Source organism: Massilia sp. 9I, assembly GCF_902506415.1.
In the GTDB taxonomy this organism is placed as follows: domain Bacteria; phylum Pseudomonadota; class Gammaproteobacteria; order Burkholderiales; family Burkholderiaceae_D; genus Telluria.
This window is the reverse complement of sequence record NZ_LR733275.1, coordinates 4882908-4900227: the sequence shown is the minus strand read 5'-3', so window position 1 is coordinate 4900227 and position 17320 is coordinate 4882908. Positions and strand designations below refer to the sequence as shown.

Below are 17320 nucleotides of genomic sequence, written 5' to 3'. Positions count from 1 at the left end.
CCATGGACGGCTTGCGGACCCGCCTCGCCGCGGCGCTGGACGCCGCCGCGTTCACCCTGACATTGCTGCCGGCGCTGGCGCTGGCCTGGCTGTGCCTGCGCATCGCCGAAGGCATCCATGCCGGCGCCGCCGGCGTGCCGCAGTCGACCCTGTTCGGCGTCGGCATCGGCAACGACGCGCTGTCCCTGCTGCGCTACGGCTTCGTGTTCCTGCTCGCTTCCCTGCCGCTGGCCTTGACCGCCTCGCGCCGCCTGCACCTCGCCTGTCTCGGCACGCTGTGGAGCGTACTGCTGGTCGCGCAGGCCGCGCTTCTGCAATACCACTGGGTGTCGGGCGTGCCGCTTGGCGCCGACCTGTTTGCCTACAGCGGCGTTGAAATAGCGACCACCGTCGCCGGGGGTTGGCAGGCAAGCGGCCTGCTGGCCGGCGCGCTGATGCTGAGCCTCGCCGTGCTGTGGGGCCTGCTCCTGTTGTCGCGCCATGAACTGTGGCCGCGCGCGAGCGCCCGCGGCACGGCGTATGTGCTAGCGGCCAGCCTGCTCGCCTTCGTACTCTTGCCGGGACGCGTGGCCCCAGGCGTGGTCCGCACCGACGCCGACCTGAATTTCGTCACCAACAAGGCCGCCTTCTTCGCCGACAGCAGCCTGGCCGGCCTGCGCGGCGATGCAGTCGCGGACACGCCGGCCCAGACGCCGGGCCAGGCGCCCTGGGACGGCAAGGACCCGCGCTATCCTTTCGTGCACGCCGAGCGCACGCCCGACACCCTCGGTCCCCTGTTCAGGAAAGCGGGCGCGCCGCCCAACCTGGTCTTTATCATCGTCGAAGGCCTGGGCCGCAGCTTTTCCGGTCTTGGGGCGCGCCAGGGCAGCTTCACGCCCTTCCTGGATGAACTGGCCGGGCGCAGCCTGTATTTCGAGAACTTCCTGGCCGGCCAGGGCCGCACCTTCGGCGTGCTGACCACGGTGTTCGGCTCGCTCCCCTTCGGCGAGCAGGGCCTGGCCGCGCTGGGCGAGCGCATGCCGCGTCACAGCTCCCTGCTCTCGGTCCTGAAAAGCCAGGGCTACGGCCTGCGCTTCTATTCCGGCTCAAACGTCGAATTCGACAACGAAGGCAGCTTCCTGCGCCGCCAGGGCGTGGACACGATCGTCAGCGAACGAGACTTCGACCACGGCGCCCGGCGCGCCAATGACTGGGGCTACGCCGACCGCGACCTGATGCAACTGGTCCTGCGCCGCGAAGCCGAGGCCAAGGCCCGGCCTTTCGTGAGCATCATCCAGACCACCAGCATGCACACGCCCTTCAGCTTCCCCGGCAAGGAAGACTACCTGCGACGGGTGGACCAGCACGTCGCCCGCCTGGGTCTTGGCGAGCGCCCCGAATACCGCAGCCAGCGCGAGATCTTCGCCAGCATCCTCTACACCGACGACGCCCTGCGCCTGTTCTTCGAGCGGGCCGCACAGCTGCCCGGCTACGACAACACGGTGTTCGTCATCACGGGCGACCACCGCCTGCCCGAGCTGCCGATGGACACTCGCATCGAGCGCTACCACGTGCCGCTGATCGTGTATTCGCCGCTGTTGAAAAAGCCGGCCGCGATCAAGGCGGTGTCCTCGCAGTTCGACATCGCGCCGTCGCTGCTGGCCTGGCTGTCGAAGGACTACGGCATCAAGACGCCGCAACAAGTGACCTGGCTCGGCACCGGCCTCGATACCGAACGGAGCTTCCGCAACCTGCATGCGCTGCCGCTCAAGCAGACCAAGACCGAGATGAGCGACTTCGTCTCCGGCACCGCCTACCTGGCGCAGGGCAAGCTGTACACGCTGAGCGACGGCATGACCGTCGACCGCGCCGACAATCCGCAGTCGCAATCGCAGGCGCAGACCCAGTTCCGCGCTTTCCTGAAAGCCAACCGTCAGGCCGGCGGCAGCGCCGCACTGGCGCCGGAAGGCGGCGGCCTCTCCAGTTACGGCGGCGAGCGCAGCCTGCACGGCGTGCCGCTGGTGCAGCAGGCCGGCGAGGTCGTGGTGCGCAGCCTGCGTGCGCGCCCGGGCGCCGGCGCGCTCGTGGTCGAAGCCAGCATCAGCAACGGCGGGAAAGCGGCCTCGCGCCCCTTCGCCCCGCTGCTCGTGCTCAGCAACGAGCACGGCCTCGAACTCGGCGAGACCACGGGCGAGGTCAGGGCACTGGGCGCCGGCGAAACGATGCGGGTGTCCTTGCGCCCGGACCTGAAGCGCCTGCCGCCGGGCACTTATTACCTGTCGGTGATTCCGTCCGATCCCGATACCGGGCATTCGATCGGCGTCGGTCAGTACCACGTGGAGCTGAAGCTATGAAGCGCGCCTTCGCCCTGCTCGCGCTGCTGCTGGCCTGCGCCACGCCGCAGGCCGCCGAGGCGCCCGGTCCGCGCGCCATCTGGACCTGGGAAGAAGACAGCAGCGCCATGCTGGAGCGGCCTGCCGCGGCCACACGCGCGATCGACTTCCTGAAGGCGAAATCGGTGGACACGGTGTTCCTGTACGCCGACGCCTTCGAGGGACGCAACCCGATCGTCTCCGACCCGGCGCGCTACCGCCGCCTGTTGCGCCGCCTGCATGCCTCCGGCCTGCGCGTCTACGCCCTGCTCGGCTCCGGCTACCTGCACACCGAACGCTACGTGCTGCCAAAGCACCATGCCGACGCGGTGGCGATGCTGCAGCGCGTGCTCGACTACAACCGCAGCGCGGCGCCCGAAGAGCGCTTCGACGGCGTCAACGTCGACATCGAACCGCACATCCTGGCCGAGTGGCCGGCCCGTAAGATGGACCTGCTGGCGGGCTTTCTCGACATGTCGGACGCACTGATGCGCACGGTGCGCGCATCCGGCCAGGCGCTGCCGGTCGGCCCAGCCATCCCGTTCTGGTGGGACGGCATCCAGCTGGAGTGGAAAGGCCGGCGCAAGGCCGTGAGCCAGCATGCGCAGGATACCTACGACTACGTGGCGCTGATGGATTACCGCGACCGTGCCGAAGGCGGCGACGGCATCGTCAGCCATGCGCTGGACGAGCTGCAGTATGGCGAGACCATCGGACGCAAGGTCCTGATCGGGGTCGAGACCATGCCCAACGCGATCAAGAAGGTCTCCTTCCACCACCTGGGCGAAGCGGACCTCGAACGCGAGCTGGGCGAGACCCGCGACGCAGTCGGCCGCATGCCGTCATTCGGCGGCTTCGTGGTGCACCACTATGGCTCCTACCGCAAGTGGCTCGGGCTGGATTGAACAGCCCAGGCTCCTGTCCGGATTTTTCGGATAAAATATACACCGTATAAATAAAGGAGCTGCCATGATATCGGGACACGTCTTCATCGCCACCAGCCTGGACGGCTACATCGCCCGCCTGGATGGCGACATCGATTGGCTGCTGCAGCGCGACGATCCTGCGGAGGACCACGGCTACCACGACTTCATCGCGGACAAGGACGTGATCGTGATGGGACGGGGCAGTTTTGAAAAGGTACTGGGTTTCGATCCCTGGCCCTACGACCGGCCGGTACTGGTGCTATCGCGCCAGCTCGCCGGCACGCCGGTGCCGCCGGGTCTCGCGGATAAGGTGCGCTTCTCCAACGCCACGCCGGAACAGGCCATGGCGCAGCTGTCAAGCGAAGGGGTACGCCGGGTCTATGTGGACGGCGGCCAGCTGGTGCAGTCCTTCATCCGCGCCGGCCTGGTCGAGGACATGGTCCTCACCACCGTGCCGGTGCTGATCGGCGCCGGCCGGCCACTGTTCGGCACGCTGCCGCAGGACCTGGACCTGAAACTGGTGGCGAGCCGCAGCTTCCCTTCCGGCCTGGTGCAGTCCACCTACCGCTTCGCACCATGAGCCGGCCACGCGGCCGTCCCGCCGGCGCACAAGGCTTGAGCCGCGACGCCATCCTGTCCGCCGCCCTCGACCTGCTGGGCGAGGACGGCGCCAGCCTCGGCATGCGCTCACTCGCCGCGCGCATGGGCGTCACCCCGATGAGCCTCTACCGCCACGTCGGCGACCATGCATCCCTGCTGCAGGCGCTGTCCGAGCGGGTGTACGGCGAGGTGCTGGAGGAAGTGGACGACGGCGCCGACGCACCGGCACGGGTACGAGCGCTGCTCACGCGTTATCACGACGCGGTGGGGCGGCATCCGCAGCTGACCCTGGCCATCTTCGCCGAACCGGCCGCCTTGGCCGGCACGGCGCAGCGCATCACCGAGCGCCTCACCGGGCTGCTGGCTGCCATCACGCCCGAGTACCTGCTGTGGCGCGATATCCTGGTCGATCACGCCCATGGCAGCGGCCTGGCCCTGTGCGCGGCGCGCGGCGACGGCGCGCAGCTGGATACCATGCGCGCGCAGTACCAGCGTGCGCTGGACTGCATGCTGGAGCGGCTCACCGGACTGGCCGCCGGTGGCCCGGGTTAGATGGGACGACATTGGCCGGGGAGGCGTTCGGCGCTACAATCCCCAAACCCTTGCAACCGCCCTGCTCCATGGACTTCCTTCCTGTACGCCTGCACCCCGACCAGGACTTGCGCTGCGCGCTGGAAGCGCTGCTGTCCGAACGTGGGATGAGCGCCGCCTTCGTCCTGCAAGGTATCGGCAGCCTGAGCGTGGCCCGGATCCGGTTCGCGGGCCGGAGCGAAATCACGGAACTGCGCGAAGACCTGGAAATCCTGAGCCTGGGCGGCTCGCTGTCGCCCGACGGCGCGCACCTGCACATGACGGTGTCGGACGCCCGAGGACACGTCACCGGCGGCCACGTTGCGCCGGGATGCATCGTCCGCACCACGGCGGAAATCCTGCTGGCGCCCCTGCCGGACCACCGCTTCAGCCGCGAGCCGGATGCCGCATCCGGCTGGGACGAACTGGTCATCCGGCTGGCACGGTAGCGTAAGCCGAACCTGCGCAAGGCAACTGGCGCTACTTTGCCGCTTCCTGCTGCACAGTCGTTGCGGTGGCGCTAATATCTGCGCCGCATTCACCCCATTGAGCGAACATCATGCACTTTCCTTCCCTGCGCGCCGCGCTCCTGCTTGCCGCCCTGCTATTCCCGGTTAGCGCTTCCGCCGGCATCCTCGACGAGGTGCCGGACATCGGCGCCGTCACCGATTACCGCCCCAAGATCCCGCTGCGGGTCTATTCAAGCGACAAGGTCCTGATCGGCGAATTCGGCGCCGAACGGCGCGACTTCGTGCCGATCGCGAAAATTCCGCCGCTGATGAAGGCAGCCGTGCTGTCGATCGAGGACGCGCGCTTCTACGAGCATGGCGGCATCGACTGGATCCGCGCGCTGGGCGCGGCCAAGGCCAACCTGGCTTCGCTCGGCGGCGGTTTCCGCCAGGGCGGCTCGACCATCACCATGCAGGTGGCGCGTAATTTCTTCCTGTCGCGCGACAAGACCCTGCCGCGGAAGCTGACCGAAGTGGCGCTGGCCTACAAGATCGAGCAGGCCCTGTCCAAGGACCAGATCCTCGAGGTCTACATGAACCAGATCTACCTGGGCCAGCGCTCCTATGGCTTTTCCAGCGCCGCGCGCACCTATTTCGGCAAGCCCCTGGAAAACCTGAGCGTCGCCGAAATGGCGATGCTGGCCGGCCTGCCGCAGAACCCGTCGCGCCACAATCCGGTCGCCAATCCGGAACGCGCGCAGCAGCGCCAGCGCGTGGTCTTGCGGCGCATGTTCGAGCTGGGGAAAATCACTGAGCCGCAGTACCGCAAGGCGCTGGCCGAACCGCTGCGCGTACGGCAGGGCGGGGGCGGCCCGGACGTCAACGCCGACTACATCGCCGAGCTGGCGCGCCAGGCCGCCTACGCCCGCTTCGGCCAGGCCGCCTATGAGCATGGCTATACGGTCACCACCAGCATCGTCGCGGCAGAGCAGAGCGCGGCCTACGAGGCGGTGCGCCGCAACGCCATCGCCTACGACCGCCGCCACGGTTACCGCGGCCCGGAAGCGCGCATTACGCTGCCCAAGGCGGCGGAGAAACGCGAGGACGCGATCGCCGAGGCGCTGCAGAAGCGCCCGGCGGTCGACGGCTTCACGCCAGCCGTGGTCCTGTCGGCGTCGCCGAAGCGCGTAAAGCTCGCCACCCGTGACGGCGAAGAGATCGAGGTCAAGGGGGCCGGACTCGCCTTCGCCGCCCCTGCCCTGGCGCCGGCGGCCAAGGCGAGCCTGAAGCTCTCGCCCGGCGCCGTGGTGCGCATTTCCTCCTCCGGCAAGGACGGCTGGGCGATCAGCCAGTTGCCACAGGTGGCCTCGGCCTTTGTCGCCCTCGACGCCCAGACCGGCAGCGTGCGGGCACTGGTTGGCGGCTTCGACTTCCAGCTGCAGAAGCTCAACCACGTGACCCAGGCCTGGCGCCAGCCGGGCTCCAGCATCAAGCCATTCGTGTATTCGGCGGCGCTGGAACGCGGCTTCTTCCCGGGCACCACCATCCTCGACGAGCCGCTCGATTTTTCGGACGAGAAGGCCTACGCCAACTGGTCGCCGCGCAACGACGACAACACGTTCGAGGGTCCGGTGACGGTGCGCCATGCGCTCACGCACTCGCGCAACGTACCGACGGTGCGCATGCTGCGCGCGCTCGACGTCGACTATGCCCGCGGGCACCTGGCACGCTTCGGCTTCGACATGGCGCGCCACCCGAGCAACCTGACCCTGGCCCTGGGCACCGGCGCAGTGACGCCGCTGCAGCTGGCCGGCGCCTATGCGGTGCTGGCGAATGGCGGCTACCGGGTCGAGCCGCAGCTGGCAATGAGCATCCAGGATCGCGACGGCAAGCTGCTGTTCGAAAGTGGCAAGCCGCGGCCAATCCAGGAAAGCGCACGCGTGCTGGATGCACGCAACGCCTTCATCGCGGACAGCATGCTGCGCGACGTGGCAAGGGTCGGCACCGGGGCCCAGGCTTCGCGCCTGCTCAATCGCACCGACCTTGCGGGCAAGACCGGCACCACCACCAATGCCATCGACGGCTGGTTCGCCGGCTATGGCGGCAACGTGGTGGCGGTGGCGTGGATGGGCTACGACGAACCGCGCTCGCTGGGCGGCCGGGAATTCGGCTCGACCCTGGCGCTGCCGATCTGGGTCGACTACATGCGCGTGGCGCTGGCGAAGACGCCGCAGCGCGAGCGCACGCCGCCCGAGGGCGTGGTGCGCGCGGGCGGTGACTGGGTGTATGCGGAATTTGCCGAGCCGGCGCCCACGAGCTCGGAAGCCGCGGCCGCGGCGATCATGGCGCAATGAAGCGCAGCGCCGGGCTTCGCCCCGGGAGGCTTAGTTCGGCGGCGCCGGGAACAGGATCACCGGGCCGGCCGGCTTCACGCCGGGCGCCAGTCCGGCCGGCGCCGGCTTGCCTGCCGGTCCGAGGTGGCGCACGAAGCGGTAGATCGCGCGCAGGTCTTCCTTGTCCATGATGTTCACGGCGAACCATGGCATCGGCGGACGCGCCTTCAGGGTCTGGGCGCGCTTGATCCAGTCGTTCTCGCTCATGGCGTTGATCGACAGGCGCAGATTCGTCGGGTAGGTGGTGCCCCAGGGACCGTGCCAGCCCAGCTGGTCGCCTTGCAACCATTCCTTTTCCGGCACCTGGCCGGCGCTCATGCCGTAGCCGGCGGTGTGGCAATCGTTACAGCCGCCGACCTTGACCAGGTAGCGTCCGCGCTCGATGTACTTGCCCTGGGCCGAGGCGTTGGCGCCAGAAGCCGGGGGGGTGTTCTGGGCCGCATGGGCCGGGATGCCGAGCACCAGCAGCATGGTTGCGTGCACGGCGGCGTGCTTGGCTGCATGGGTGAGTGCGAGCGAAGTCTTGTACAGAAGCTTGATCATGGTGGTCCGTTCCAGGTGTTTTTATCGAATGGCGACAAGATAGTCGTCATTCGCCACCCGGGGCAGCCCCACGCCGGGGGGGATCGACCATACCCCCGGCACCGGTTCAGGGCAGGCCCTGGACCGTCCCCTCTTTCGGATAGTCGATCACGTAGTCGACGTTGAAGCGGGCGGTCTCGTTCGGCTTCAGGCTGCGCTCCCAGCCGACCAGGCCACGGCGCTGCTGCCAGTCCTTGACGTTCGCTTCCGGGCTGAGCGCCACCTTCACACTGACCTTCTCGTCCTGGCTGACCGGCGTCGGCTCCAGCACCAGGATGTCGACCGGCTGGCGATGGAAGCTGGTCACCACGTAGGTGTCGGCGACGCGCTTCTGGTTCTCCTGCTTGAAGATGCCCACCTGCCCCGACTTGGCGTTGCGGTTTTCCACCGTGACGCGCACCAGCGGATCGCGGCCGAAGGACATCGAGAAGCGCTCGCTGTCCTGCGGATTCCAGTAGATCGCGCCGACATAGGAGCCGTCGCGGCGCAGCTGCACCTGGCCCGGCAGCCAGACGCCGTCGGGACGCGCTGCATCGGCGGTCAGCACCGCCGTGTCCCGGCTCACGCGCGGGGCGATACGCACCAGCTGCTTGACGCTCAGGTTCTGCTTGCTCAGCCCGACCGAGATCTCGCGCCCGTCCGCCGCCAGGCTGACCTTGGCCGGCACCTCGTATTCGGTGACGAAATTCCCCTGCGTTTCCACCATCGGGGCGATGTAGTCGTCCGCCCCCTTGGCGAGGCGCGAGCCGGTGACCGTCACCGGTGCCGGTGGTGCCGGCGGCGCAGCGGGCCTGATGCTGCGGTACAAGGCCGTTCCTGCACTTCCTGCACTTCCTGCGGCGGCTTCCAGGTCAGCAGCCACGGATGGGGATCGGGCGCATAGGCCGTCCGGCTCGGCTGGCCGGTCGACAGGCGCAGCCTGACGTTGCTCCAGTCCTCGCCGGTCTTCTGCGAGATCGTGGCCATCCGTTCCAGTTCGATGGCCGATGCATTCGAATCGAGCGAGGCGCGATACAGCGGCATCCATCCGGCGCGGTTGACCTGGTAGCTCAGCACCAGCCTGCCCGCCTGCTTCACCGCCACGGCCACCGTCATGGTCCGGCTCTCGCGCGTATTGGCCTGGACCTTTTCCAGGTCGCGCTTGAGCGCTTCCAGTTGCTTGTTCACGGAGCGTTTGCGCACCTCGGCTTCATGCATGCGCGCCAGGGCATCGCTGCCGCCCTTGCGGATCGCATCCAGGGTACCCAGCAGGGCCTTGGGATCGCTCGGGACAGCGCGGCCGGCGCCCTCGCCGCCTCCCAGGTGCTCGAGGTAGCCCTGCACCAGCTGGGCCGACTTATAGTCGGCATCGATGACGGTGAGCTGGTCCTGCAGCGCCTGGATCTTCGCTTCGAGCTCCGCCTCGCGCGGATTGCGGCTGTCGGCCGTCGCCTGGTCGCGCGTGACGACCTGCCCGACCTGGATGCCCGGGTCGGCCTGCAGCAGCACGGTGTCGCTATTGAAGTTGGCCAGCAGGCCCGTGATCTCGACCTGGGTCATGCCTGGCGTGAGCTGCACCACGCGCTCGACGGTGGCGCTGCCGGGATACAGGGTGACACTCTGGATAGGCGCCTCGACGGCGGACGCATGGGAAGCGACGAGCGCCAGCACGACGGACCATTGCTGTTTGATTGCCATGGAATCTCCCTTGGAATGGATGATTCGGCGAGATTAACAGATGGCAAGCTTAGGAAAAACACAAATACTCACCCTCAGGCAACTCTTGTGTAAGCAGACGTTTCAAGGGCGCGGCGCTCAGTCGGTGACGACGTGCCAGACACCATTTTTCTTGTCGCCCTTGCGTTCGCCCGGCTTGTCGTCGCCGCTGTACAGGTAAAGCGGCCTGCCCTTGTAGGCAAGCTGGCGGCTGCCGTCGTCCCGTGTGACGATCGAGTAAGGCGATTCGATCCAGTCGACGTTCAAGGGCACGGGCGGCCACATCTTCGCGCACTGGCCGTTGCAGCTGCTCTTGCCGGAACCGGCGACGTCCTTGTCGAAGGTATAGATGGTCATGCCCGCGCCGTTGACCAGGATGCCGTCGCTTACATTGATCGGCTGCGCCATGGCGGCGCCAGCGGACAGCACGAGCCCACCGCCCAGCGCGGCGAGTACAGCGTGAATCGTTCTCATGGCATGCTCCCGGAAGTCGACCTGCATGTTCAGTATAAGTCGCGGCAGCGAACGCTCAAGGTCTGGTTGACAGCGCCAGCGCCTGCTTGACAAGCACCGCCGGCGGGTCACGCACATCGAGGGTGACGCCGCACTCATCGGCCTGCAGGGGCTCGAGATCGCGCAGCTGGCTGTCGAGCAGCGAAGGCGGCATGAAGTGACCACTGCGCGCCGCCATGCGCTGGGCGATGAGCGCGGGGTCGCCATGCAGGTGGACGAAGCAGACCTTGCCGTCACCGCCGCGCAGCACGTCGCGGTAGGCGCGTTTCAGCGCCGAGCAGGCCAGCACCGGCACCTCCCCTGCCTGTTGCACGCGCTGGATTTCGGCCCGCAGCGCGCCGAGCCAGTCCCAGCGGTCGGCGTCCGTCAGCGGCACGCCGGCCGACATCCTTGCCAGGTTCCGCGGCGGATGGAAGCCGTCGCCTTCGATGAAGCGCGCGCCCAATACTTGGGCCAGCCGTTGGCCGACCTCGCTCTTGCCACAGCCGCTCACGCCCATGACGACCCAGGCGGTCGGCGCTTTATCGTGTGTGCTGGTTTCCATCGTCGTATTGTCGCGCAATCCGGTCTGGACCAGGCATCAGCAGAAATCCCGGCTCGGCGCGCGCAGCTTGCCGAGCAGGTGCGACATGTCCACCAGCCGCTTGGCCACCAGGTGGCGCACCTCGCCCTGTTTCTGCCAGATGCCGTACACGCCCAGCAGCGGCGCATTCAGTACCTCGCGCCGCTGCTGCTCCACCAGAGTCGGCCAGACGATCACGTTGATGTTCCCGGTCTCGTCCTCCAGCGTCATGAACAGCACGCCCTTGGCGGTGCCGGGGCGCTGGCGCACCGTCACCAGGCCGCAGGCGCGCGCCAACTGGCCGTCGGCGTAGTCCGCCAGTAGCGAAGCCGGCATGAAGCGCTTGGCCAGCAGCCCTTCGCGCAGCAGGGCCAGCGGATGGCGGCCGAGCGTGAGGCCCTGGGCCCGGTAATCGCCGACGATCTCGTCGGCCTCGGTGGGTGCGGCCAGCTGCGGCATCTCTTCCTGCGGTGTGGTCGGGCGCAGCAGGTCGCGGTCCGGCACCGCGCCCACCGCCTGCCACAGTGCTTCGCGCCGGTGGCCGGCCAGCGACTGCAGTGCATTGGCGCCGGCCAGCACCTGCAGGTCGCCGCGGTCCAGCTGGGCGCGGCGCGCGAGGTCGGCCACGCTTTCGAATGGACGCACGGCGCGCGCCATCTCGATGCGCAGGGCCACTTCCTGCTTCAGCCCGCGCTGTAGCGAGAGACCGAGGCGCACCGCCGGCTGGCGCGCGCGGTCCACCGGGTCGAATTCTTCCAGGGTCGAATCCCAGCCGCTGATGGCGACGTCGCAAGGGCGCACCTCGATGCCGTGGCGGCGCGCGTCCTGCACCAGCTGCGAGGGACTGTAAAAGCCCATCGGCTGGCTGTTGAGCAGCGCGCAGAGAAAAGCCGCCGGCTCGTGGCACTTGAGCCAGGAGCTGGCATAGGCCAGCAGCGCGAAGCTGGCCGCGTGCGATTCGGGGAAACCGTATTCGCCGAAGCCCTGGATCTGGCTGAAGATCGCCTCGGCGAATTCGAGCGTGTAGCCACGCTCCAGCATGCCGCGCACGATGCGGTCGTAGTATTTCTCGAGCCCGCCCTTGCGCTTCCAGGCCGCCATCGCGCGGCGCAGCTGGTCGGCCTCGCCCGGCGTGAAGCCGGCGCCGAGGATCGCCACCTGCATCACCTGCTCCTGGAAGATCGGTACGCCCAGGGTGCGTTCGAGCGCCACTTTCATCTCGTCGCTGGGGTAGTGGATCGGCTCCAGGCCCTGGCGCCGCCGCAGGTAGGGATGGACCATGCCGCCCTGGATTGGGCCGGGACGCACCACGGCCACTTCGATCACGAGGTCGTAGAAGCGGCGCGGGCGCATGCGCGGCAGCATGCTCATCTGGGCGCGCGACTCGATCTGGAACACGCCCACGGTGTCGGCCGCGCAGATCATGTCGTAGGTGGGCTTGTCGTCGGGCGGAATGTCCTGCATCTCGAACAGGTTGCCGTAGCGCTGGCCGACCAGCTCCAGCCCGCGGCGCATCATCGACAGCATGCCCAGGGCCAGCACGTCGACCTTCATCAGGCCGAGTTCTTCCAGGTCGTTCTTGTCCCACTGGATCACGCTGCGGTCCGCCATGGTGGCGTTCTCGATCGGCACCAGGCGCGACAGCTTGCCGCGCGCGATGACGAAGCCGCCCGGATGCTGCGACAGGTGGCGCGGGAAGTTCAGCAGCTTGTCGGCCAGCGTGGCCCACTGCTGCGCCAGGCGCGATTCCGGGTCGAGGCCCGCCTCCGCCAGGCGCGCCAGCAAATCGGCGCGGCTGTCGAACCAGTGGTGGGTCTTGGCCACCTTCTCGACGATGGCCAGGTCGATGCCGAGCGCGCGCCCGCTGTCGCGCAGCGCGCTCTTGGGACGGTAGCTGATCACCACCGCCGCCAGCGCGGCCCGCTGGCGCCCATATTTTTGATAGATATACTGGATCACCTCTTCGCGGCGCTGGTGCTCGAAGTCGACGTCGATGTCGGGCGGCTCGTTGCGCTCCCTGGAGATGAAGCGTTCGAACAGCAGGCTGGCGCGCGCCGGGTCGACCTCGGTGATGCCGAGGCAGTAGCACACCGCCGAATTGGCGGCCGAGCCGCGGCCCTGGCACAGGATGTGCTGCGAGCGCGCGAAGCGCACGATGTCGTACACCGTCAGGAAGTAGTGCTCGTACTTCATCTCGGCGATCAGCTGCAGCTCGTGCTCGACCTGGGCCTGCACCTTGGCTGGGATGCCGTCGCGGAAGCGCCGGTGCGCGCCGATATAGGTTTCCTGGCGCAGGAAGCTGGTGGCGTCGTGGCCGGGAGGGACCACCTCGTCCGGGTACTCGTAGCGCAGCTCGTCCAGCGAGAAGGTGCACAGGCGCGCGATGCGCAGGGTCTCGTCGAGCGCCTCGCGCGAATAGATGTTGGCCAGGCGCAGGCGCGAGCGCAGGTGCTGCTCGGCGTTCTGGGCCAGGCCGTAGCCGCAGTCGGCCACCGGCTTCTTCAGGCGGGTGGCAGTGAGCGTGTCCTGCAAGGGCTTGCGCGAGCGGACGTGCATCACCACGTGGCCCAGCGCCGTGATCGGCAGGCCGTGCTGCCAGCCCACCTCTTCCACCGTCTCGCGGTGTGGTTCATCGAAGGCGCGGTGCAGCAGCACCAGGCCGAGCCAGGCGCGGCCCGGGAAGGTCGAGGCCATCCACGCGGCCTGCCGGTGCAGGCGGTCGACGTCCGCCGCCTCGTGCGAGGGATAGTGCGGCAGCAGGATGGCGAGGCAGTCCGGCATGTGCTTCAGGTGCGCATATTCGGGTGCCGGCCGCGCCAGGTCATCGAGCGTGAGGAAATAGGTCCCTTTTTCGCTGCGCGTGCGGCCCAGGGTGATCAGCTCCGCCAGGTTGCCGTAGCCGTTGCGGTTCTTGGCCAGAAGGATGAGCGACAGCGCCGCGCTGCCGTCCGGGTTCTTCAGGTGGAAGTGGGCGCCGATCACCAGGGGAAGGCCGGCCTTCTTGGCTTCGGCATGGGCGCGCACCACACCGGCCAGCGAGCATTCGTCCGTGAGCGCCAGCGCAAAATAATCCAGCTGCACCGCGCGCGCCACCAGTTCCTCCGCATGCGAGGCTCCTTCGAGGAAGGAGAAGTTCGACAGGCAGAACAGCTCCGCATAGGGCGGAAGGATCTGCGGCGGCTGGGAGAGCGGATCGGTCATCGGCAAGCAAAGGGCTAACGGGCTACAATGCTAGTCAAACCAGCAATACTGTATAAAAACACAGTATAACCGAGACGACCAGATCGACAAGGAAATCGCATGCAGATCCGTGCACTGACCTGTTTTGGCGCCACGCCCGGCACCGGCAACCCCGCCCTCGTCATCGAAGGCGACGCCTCGGATGAAGCGGCGCGCCGCGCGTTTGCGAAAGCGCGCAACACGACCTGCGTCTACCTCGACGGCGACATCGTTGATTTCTACTATCCGCACACGCGCAGTCCGCTGTGCCTGCACGCCACGCTGGCCGTGGCCCATGTGCTGTTCGCGCGTCATCCTGAAGCCAGCGTGCTGTCGGTGATGACGGCGATGCGCGGCCAGCGCCTGGAGCTGCTGCGCGGCGAGGACGCCTTCTTTATCCGCCTGCAGGCGCAGGAGATCGCGCAGCCGGAGCTGGCAGGCGACTTACCGGCTCGCTTGCTAGCAGCGCGAGGACTCGTTCCTGCTTCCCCTCCACGCGTCGCCTCGGTCGGCAGCCCCAAGCTGCTGGTCGAAGTCGCCGATGCGGACACACTGCACGCGCTGCATCCCGACCTGGAAGCGATCACGGCATGGGGCAAGGAGGCCGGCATCAACGGCATCTACGCCTGGTGCCGCCTTCCAGATGAACGCTTCGAAGGCCGCAACTTCAACCATCTCGATCCGGCGCTGGAGGACAGCGCCACCGGCGTGGCGGCGGGCGCGCTCACCGCGCTGCTCGGCCATGGCATTACGCTGCTGCAGGGTCATGCCACCGGCCAGTCCTGCCTGATCCAGACGCAGGTGATCGACGGCGCGATCCTGGTTGGCGGCCGCGCGGAGCCGGCTGCCGTTGTCCAATCCGAGCGGAAGTCCTGATACGTTTGGTAGCAATCCTTACCGATTCAATTCACCTGCCAAGCCCGGTTCGCGGTGTAATGGACCCATCGCGAAAGCACACGCGTCACCAGGAGAATGAAAATGAAATCGACCTTGATCGCATCGGCACTGATTGCCCTGACCATGAGCGCAAGCGGCAGCGCGTTCGCCCAACGCGGCGACCATGGGTACGACCGTGACAGCCGCAACGGCCAAGCCTACGGGCAGGACAGCCGCCGTTACGACAATGATCGCCGTGACAACGACCGTCGCTACGACAACGACCGCCGTGACAACGATCGCCGCTTCGACAACGACCGTCGCGACAACGACCGCTATTACGATGCCCGCCAGTTTCATCGCGACGACCGGCGCGGCGGCGGCCCGCGCCACGACCTGCGCCGCGGCCAGCGCCTGGACAGGGAATACCGCGACAGCCGCTATGTCGTCACGGACTGGCGTGCCCGCCACCTGAGCGCGCCTCCGCGTGGCCATCAATGGGTCCGCGCCGGTAACGACTACGTACTGGCCGCGATTGCCACCGGCCTGATCGCACAGGTCCTGCTGAGCAACTAAGCAGCTATCCGGCCGCGCCGTGCAAACGGCGCGGCCGTACTTACACCACAAGCAAGGCTGTCCGCCGCCCGCGAGCTGGTATACACTTCCGCGCACGCTCTACCGGAGCTCACCCATCCCGCGGACATGAAACCACAACTCCTCACTTACGCCCTTCCCCTGCTCCTGCTCGGCGCCAGCGCCACCGCGCGTGCCGACGTCGATTACCAGCTGAAGATCACCGATGCGGCCCAGCACCTGGCCGAAGTGCGCGCCACCTTCCCGGCCGCCACCAGCACCACGCTGGACGTGCAAATGCCGAACTGGCGCACCGGCCGCTACAACATCCTGAACCTCGCCAACGGCGTGCGCCTGTTCAAGGCCTTCGACGCCAAGGGTCAGGCACTGCCGGTCGCCAAGACCGACAAGGGCACCTGGCAGGTCCGTACCAAGCCAGGCGACGCGGTCACGGTGCAGTACGAGCTGTACGCCAACCTGCTGGGCGAGCGCACCCGCCACATCGACGATACCCACGCCTACCTGGATGCCAGCGGCGTGTTCGTCTACGCCGCCCCGTTCCGCAAGGAGCCGGTCAAGGTCAAGCTGGACGTGCCGCAGGGCTGGAAATCGCGCTCGGGCATGGATTCCGGTAGCTGCGACCACTGCTTCGTCGCGCCCAACTACGACGTGCTGATCGACGCGCCGATCGAGACCGGCATCCACGAGTTCTACACCGACAAGGTCGATGGCCGCAGCATCGAACTGGCGATCTGGGGCCGCGGCAACCACGACGGCAAGCAAATGATGACCGACCTGAAGAAGATCGTGCTTGAAACCGCGAAGCTTTATGGCGGCAAGTATCCCTTCCAGCGCTACCTGTTCATCGTCCACGCCACCGACGGCGTCGGCGGGGCCACCGAGCACGCGAATTCCACCGTGATCCAGAAACCGCGCTGGACCTACGGACCGCGCAAGGGTTACCTCGACTTCCTGCGCGTCGCCGCGCACGAGTTCTATCACACCTGGAACGTCAAGGCCTACCGTCCGAAGGAGATGGTCCCCTACGACTACCAGAACGAGAACTACAACCGCCTGCTGTGGATCGCCGAAGGCCACACTTCCTACTTCGAAGAGCTGATCGTGCTGCGCGCCGGCCTCGAAAAGCGCGACGAATTCCTGGAGGAGTATGCCAAGCTGATCGACGACTACCAGCACCAGCCGGGGCGCTTGCAGCAAAGCGCGGCCGACGCCAGCTTCGACGAATGGATCGCCGTCGGCGGCGAGCGTGCCCGCAACGCCTCGGTCAACATCTATTCCAAGGGCCAGTTGCTGGCCCTGATGATGGACATCGAGCTACGCCGCCAGACCAAAGGCAAGAAGGGCCTGGAAGACATGCACCGCATCCTGTACGAGCAGCACTCGACCGCCCAGGGCGGCTACGACGTGGCGGCCGTGCTGGCAGCGCTGCGCGCCGTCAGCGGCCAGGACTGGAGCGGCTGGTGGGCCCAATACGTGGATGGCCTTGCGGAGATCCCGTTCGACAGCCTGCTGGCCCAGGTCGGCCTGCAGAAGCTGGTGGACGTGCCGAAGGATGCGGACCAGAAGACCGAATGGTGGGCCGGCTGGACCCTGCGTGAAGGCAGCGACCCGGCGGTGGTCACCGTCGTCGAGCGCGACGGCCCGGCATGGAAGGCCGGCGTGGTAGCGGGCGATACCCTGGTCGCGGTGAACGGCGTGCGCGTCTCAAGCAAGGACATCGGCGACAAAATGTCGCTCTCCAAGGCCGCGCCTTTCAAGCTGCACCTGTTCCGCCGCGACGAGCTGGTCGAGATGCCGATCACGCCGCGGCAGCAGCCGAAAGGCAAGGCCAAGATCAAGTCGGTCGACAAGACCAGCAGCGCGCAGCAGTCGATGAACGCTTCCTGGCTGGGCGTGGCCTGGCCAAAGGACGATTCTGCGAGGGCGGAATCGACACCGAAGAAGCCGTAAGCGCTTCACGCAATCCGCGCAAAACCGCGGCCCCGGTCCC

General features: G+C 67.4%; 15 protein-coding genes. 9 read left to right on the top strand and 6 right to left on the bottom strand.

Features of this window, described 5'->3' with window-relative positions; genetic code table 11:
- The first annotated feature begins 2 nt into the window (after nt 1-2).
- From GV068_RS21840 to GV068_RS21815, 6 genes are all read left to right on the top strand, one after another.
- Nucleotides 3-2333, top strand: a complete 2331-nt coding sequence (locus GV068_RS21840; protein WP_159702869.1) for an LTA synthase family protein — start codon at nt 3-5, stop codon at nt 2331-2333.
- On the top strand, nt 2330-3256 hold the full coding sequence (locus GV068_RS21835; RefSeq protein ID WP_201303332.1) for a hypothetical protein: 927 nt from the start codon (nt 2330-2332) through the stop codon (nt 3254-3256). Before GV068_RS21840 ends, GV068_RS21835 begins: the two co-directional genes overlap by 4 nt.
- 64 nt (nt 3257-3320) lie before the next feature.
- The gene (locus GV068_RS21830; protein WP_159702866.1) at nt 3321-3857 is read left to right on the top strand and encodes a dihydrofolate reductase family protein; all 537 of its coding nucleotides are present in this window, start codon (nt 3321-3323) and stop codon (nt 3855-3857) included.
- The gene (locus tag GV068_RS21825) at nt 3854-4429 is read left to right on the top strand and encodes a TetR/AcrR family transcriptional regulator (protein ID WP_159702863.1); all 576 of its coding nucleotides are present in this window, start codon (nt 3854-3856) and stop codon (nt 4427-4429) included. The genes GV068_RS21830 and GV068_RS21825 overlap by 4 nt, the downstream gene beginning before the upstream one ends.
- Nucleotides 4430-4497: 68 nt before the next feature.
- Entirely contained in the window at nt 4498-4896 is a 399-nt protein-coding gene (locus GV068_RS21820) for a PPC domain-containing DNA-binding protein (RefSeq protein ID WP_159702860.1), read from the top strand.
- Nucleotides 4897-5006: 110 nt separating this feature from the next.
- Entirely contained in the window at nt 5007-7250 is a 2244-nt protein-coding gene (locus GV068_RS21815; protein WP_159702857.1) for a penicillin-binding protein 1A, read from the top strand.
- A 30-nt stretch (nt 7251-7280) separates the two neighbouring features.
- Here GV068_RS21815 and GV068_RS21810 read toward each other — a convergent pair whose 3' ends face one another.
- From GV068_RS21810 to GV068_RS21785, 6 genes are all read right to left on the bottom strand, one after another.
- Nucleotides 7281-7832, bottom strand: a complete 552-nt coding sequence (locus tag GV068_RS21810; protein WP_229464410.1) for a c-type cytochrome — start codon at nt 7830-7832, stop codon at nt 7281-7283.
- A gap of 106 nt (nt 7833-7938) precedes the next feature.
- A complete protein-coding gene (locus GV068_RS25365; RefSeq protein WP_159702854.1) occupies nt 7939-8679 on the bottom strand; it encodes a DUF4139 domain-containing protein in 741 nt (246 codons plus the stop codon).
- The gene (locus tag GV068_RS25360) at nt 8628-9548 is read right to left on the bottom strand and encodes a mucoidy inhibitor MuiA family protein (protein WP_159702852.1); all 921 of its coding nucleotides are present in this window, start codon (nt 9546-9548) and stop codon (nt 8628-8630) included. Before GV068_RS25360 ends, GV068_RS25365 begins: the two co-directional genes overlap by 52 nt.
- 117 nt (nt 9549-9665) lie before the next feature.
- Nucleotides 9666-10040, bottom strand: coding sequence for a hypothetical protein (locus tag GV068_RS21795; RefSeq protein ID WP_159702849.1), 375 nt, complete (start codon nt 10038-10040; stop codon nt 9666-9668).
- Nucleotides 10041-10095: 55 nt separating this feature from the next.
- A complete protein-coding gene (locus tag GV068_RS21790) occupies nt 10096-10641 on the bottom strand; it encodes a gluconokinase (protein WP_373888424.1) in 546 nt (181 codons plus the stop codon).
- An 18-nt stretch (nt 10642-10659) separates the two neighbouring features.
- Nucleotides 10660-13842, bottom strand: coding sequence for an error-prone DNA polymerase (locus tag GV068_RS21785; protein WP_159702846.1), 3183 nt, complete (start codon nt 13840-13842; stop codon nt 10660-10662).
- A gap of 99 nt (nt 13843-13941) precedes the next feature.
- Between GV068_RS21785 and GV068_RS21780 the strand changes: the two genes are divergently transcribed.
- The 3 genes from GV068_RS21780 to GV068_RS21770 all read left to right on the top strand — a co-directional run bounded on the left by GV068_RS21780 (nt 13942) and on the right by GV068_RS21770 (nt 17280).
- A complete protein-coding gene (locus GV068_RS21780) occupies nt 13942-14736 on the top strand; it encodes a PhzF family phenazine biosynthesis protein (RefSeq protein WP_159702843.1) in 795 nt (264 codons plus the stop codon).
- Between the two features lie 102 nt (nt 14737-14838).
- The gene (locus GV068_RS21775; RefSeq protein ID WP_159702840.1) at nt 14839-15312 is read left to right on the top strand and encodes an RcnB family protein; all 474 of its coding nucleotides are present in this window, start codon (nt 14839-14841) and stop codon (nt 15310-15312) included.
- Between the two features lie 126 nt (nt 15313-15438).
- Entirely contained in the window at nt 15439-17280 is a 1842-nt protein-coding gene (locus GV068_RS21770) for a M61 family metallopeptidase (protein ID WP_159702837.1), read from the top strand.
- Nucleotides 17281-17320: the final 40 nt, after the last annotated feature.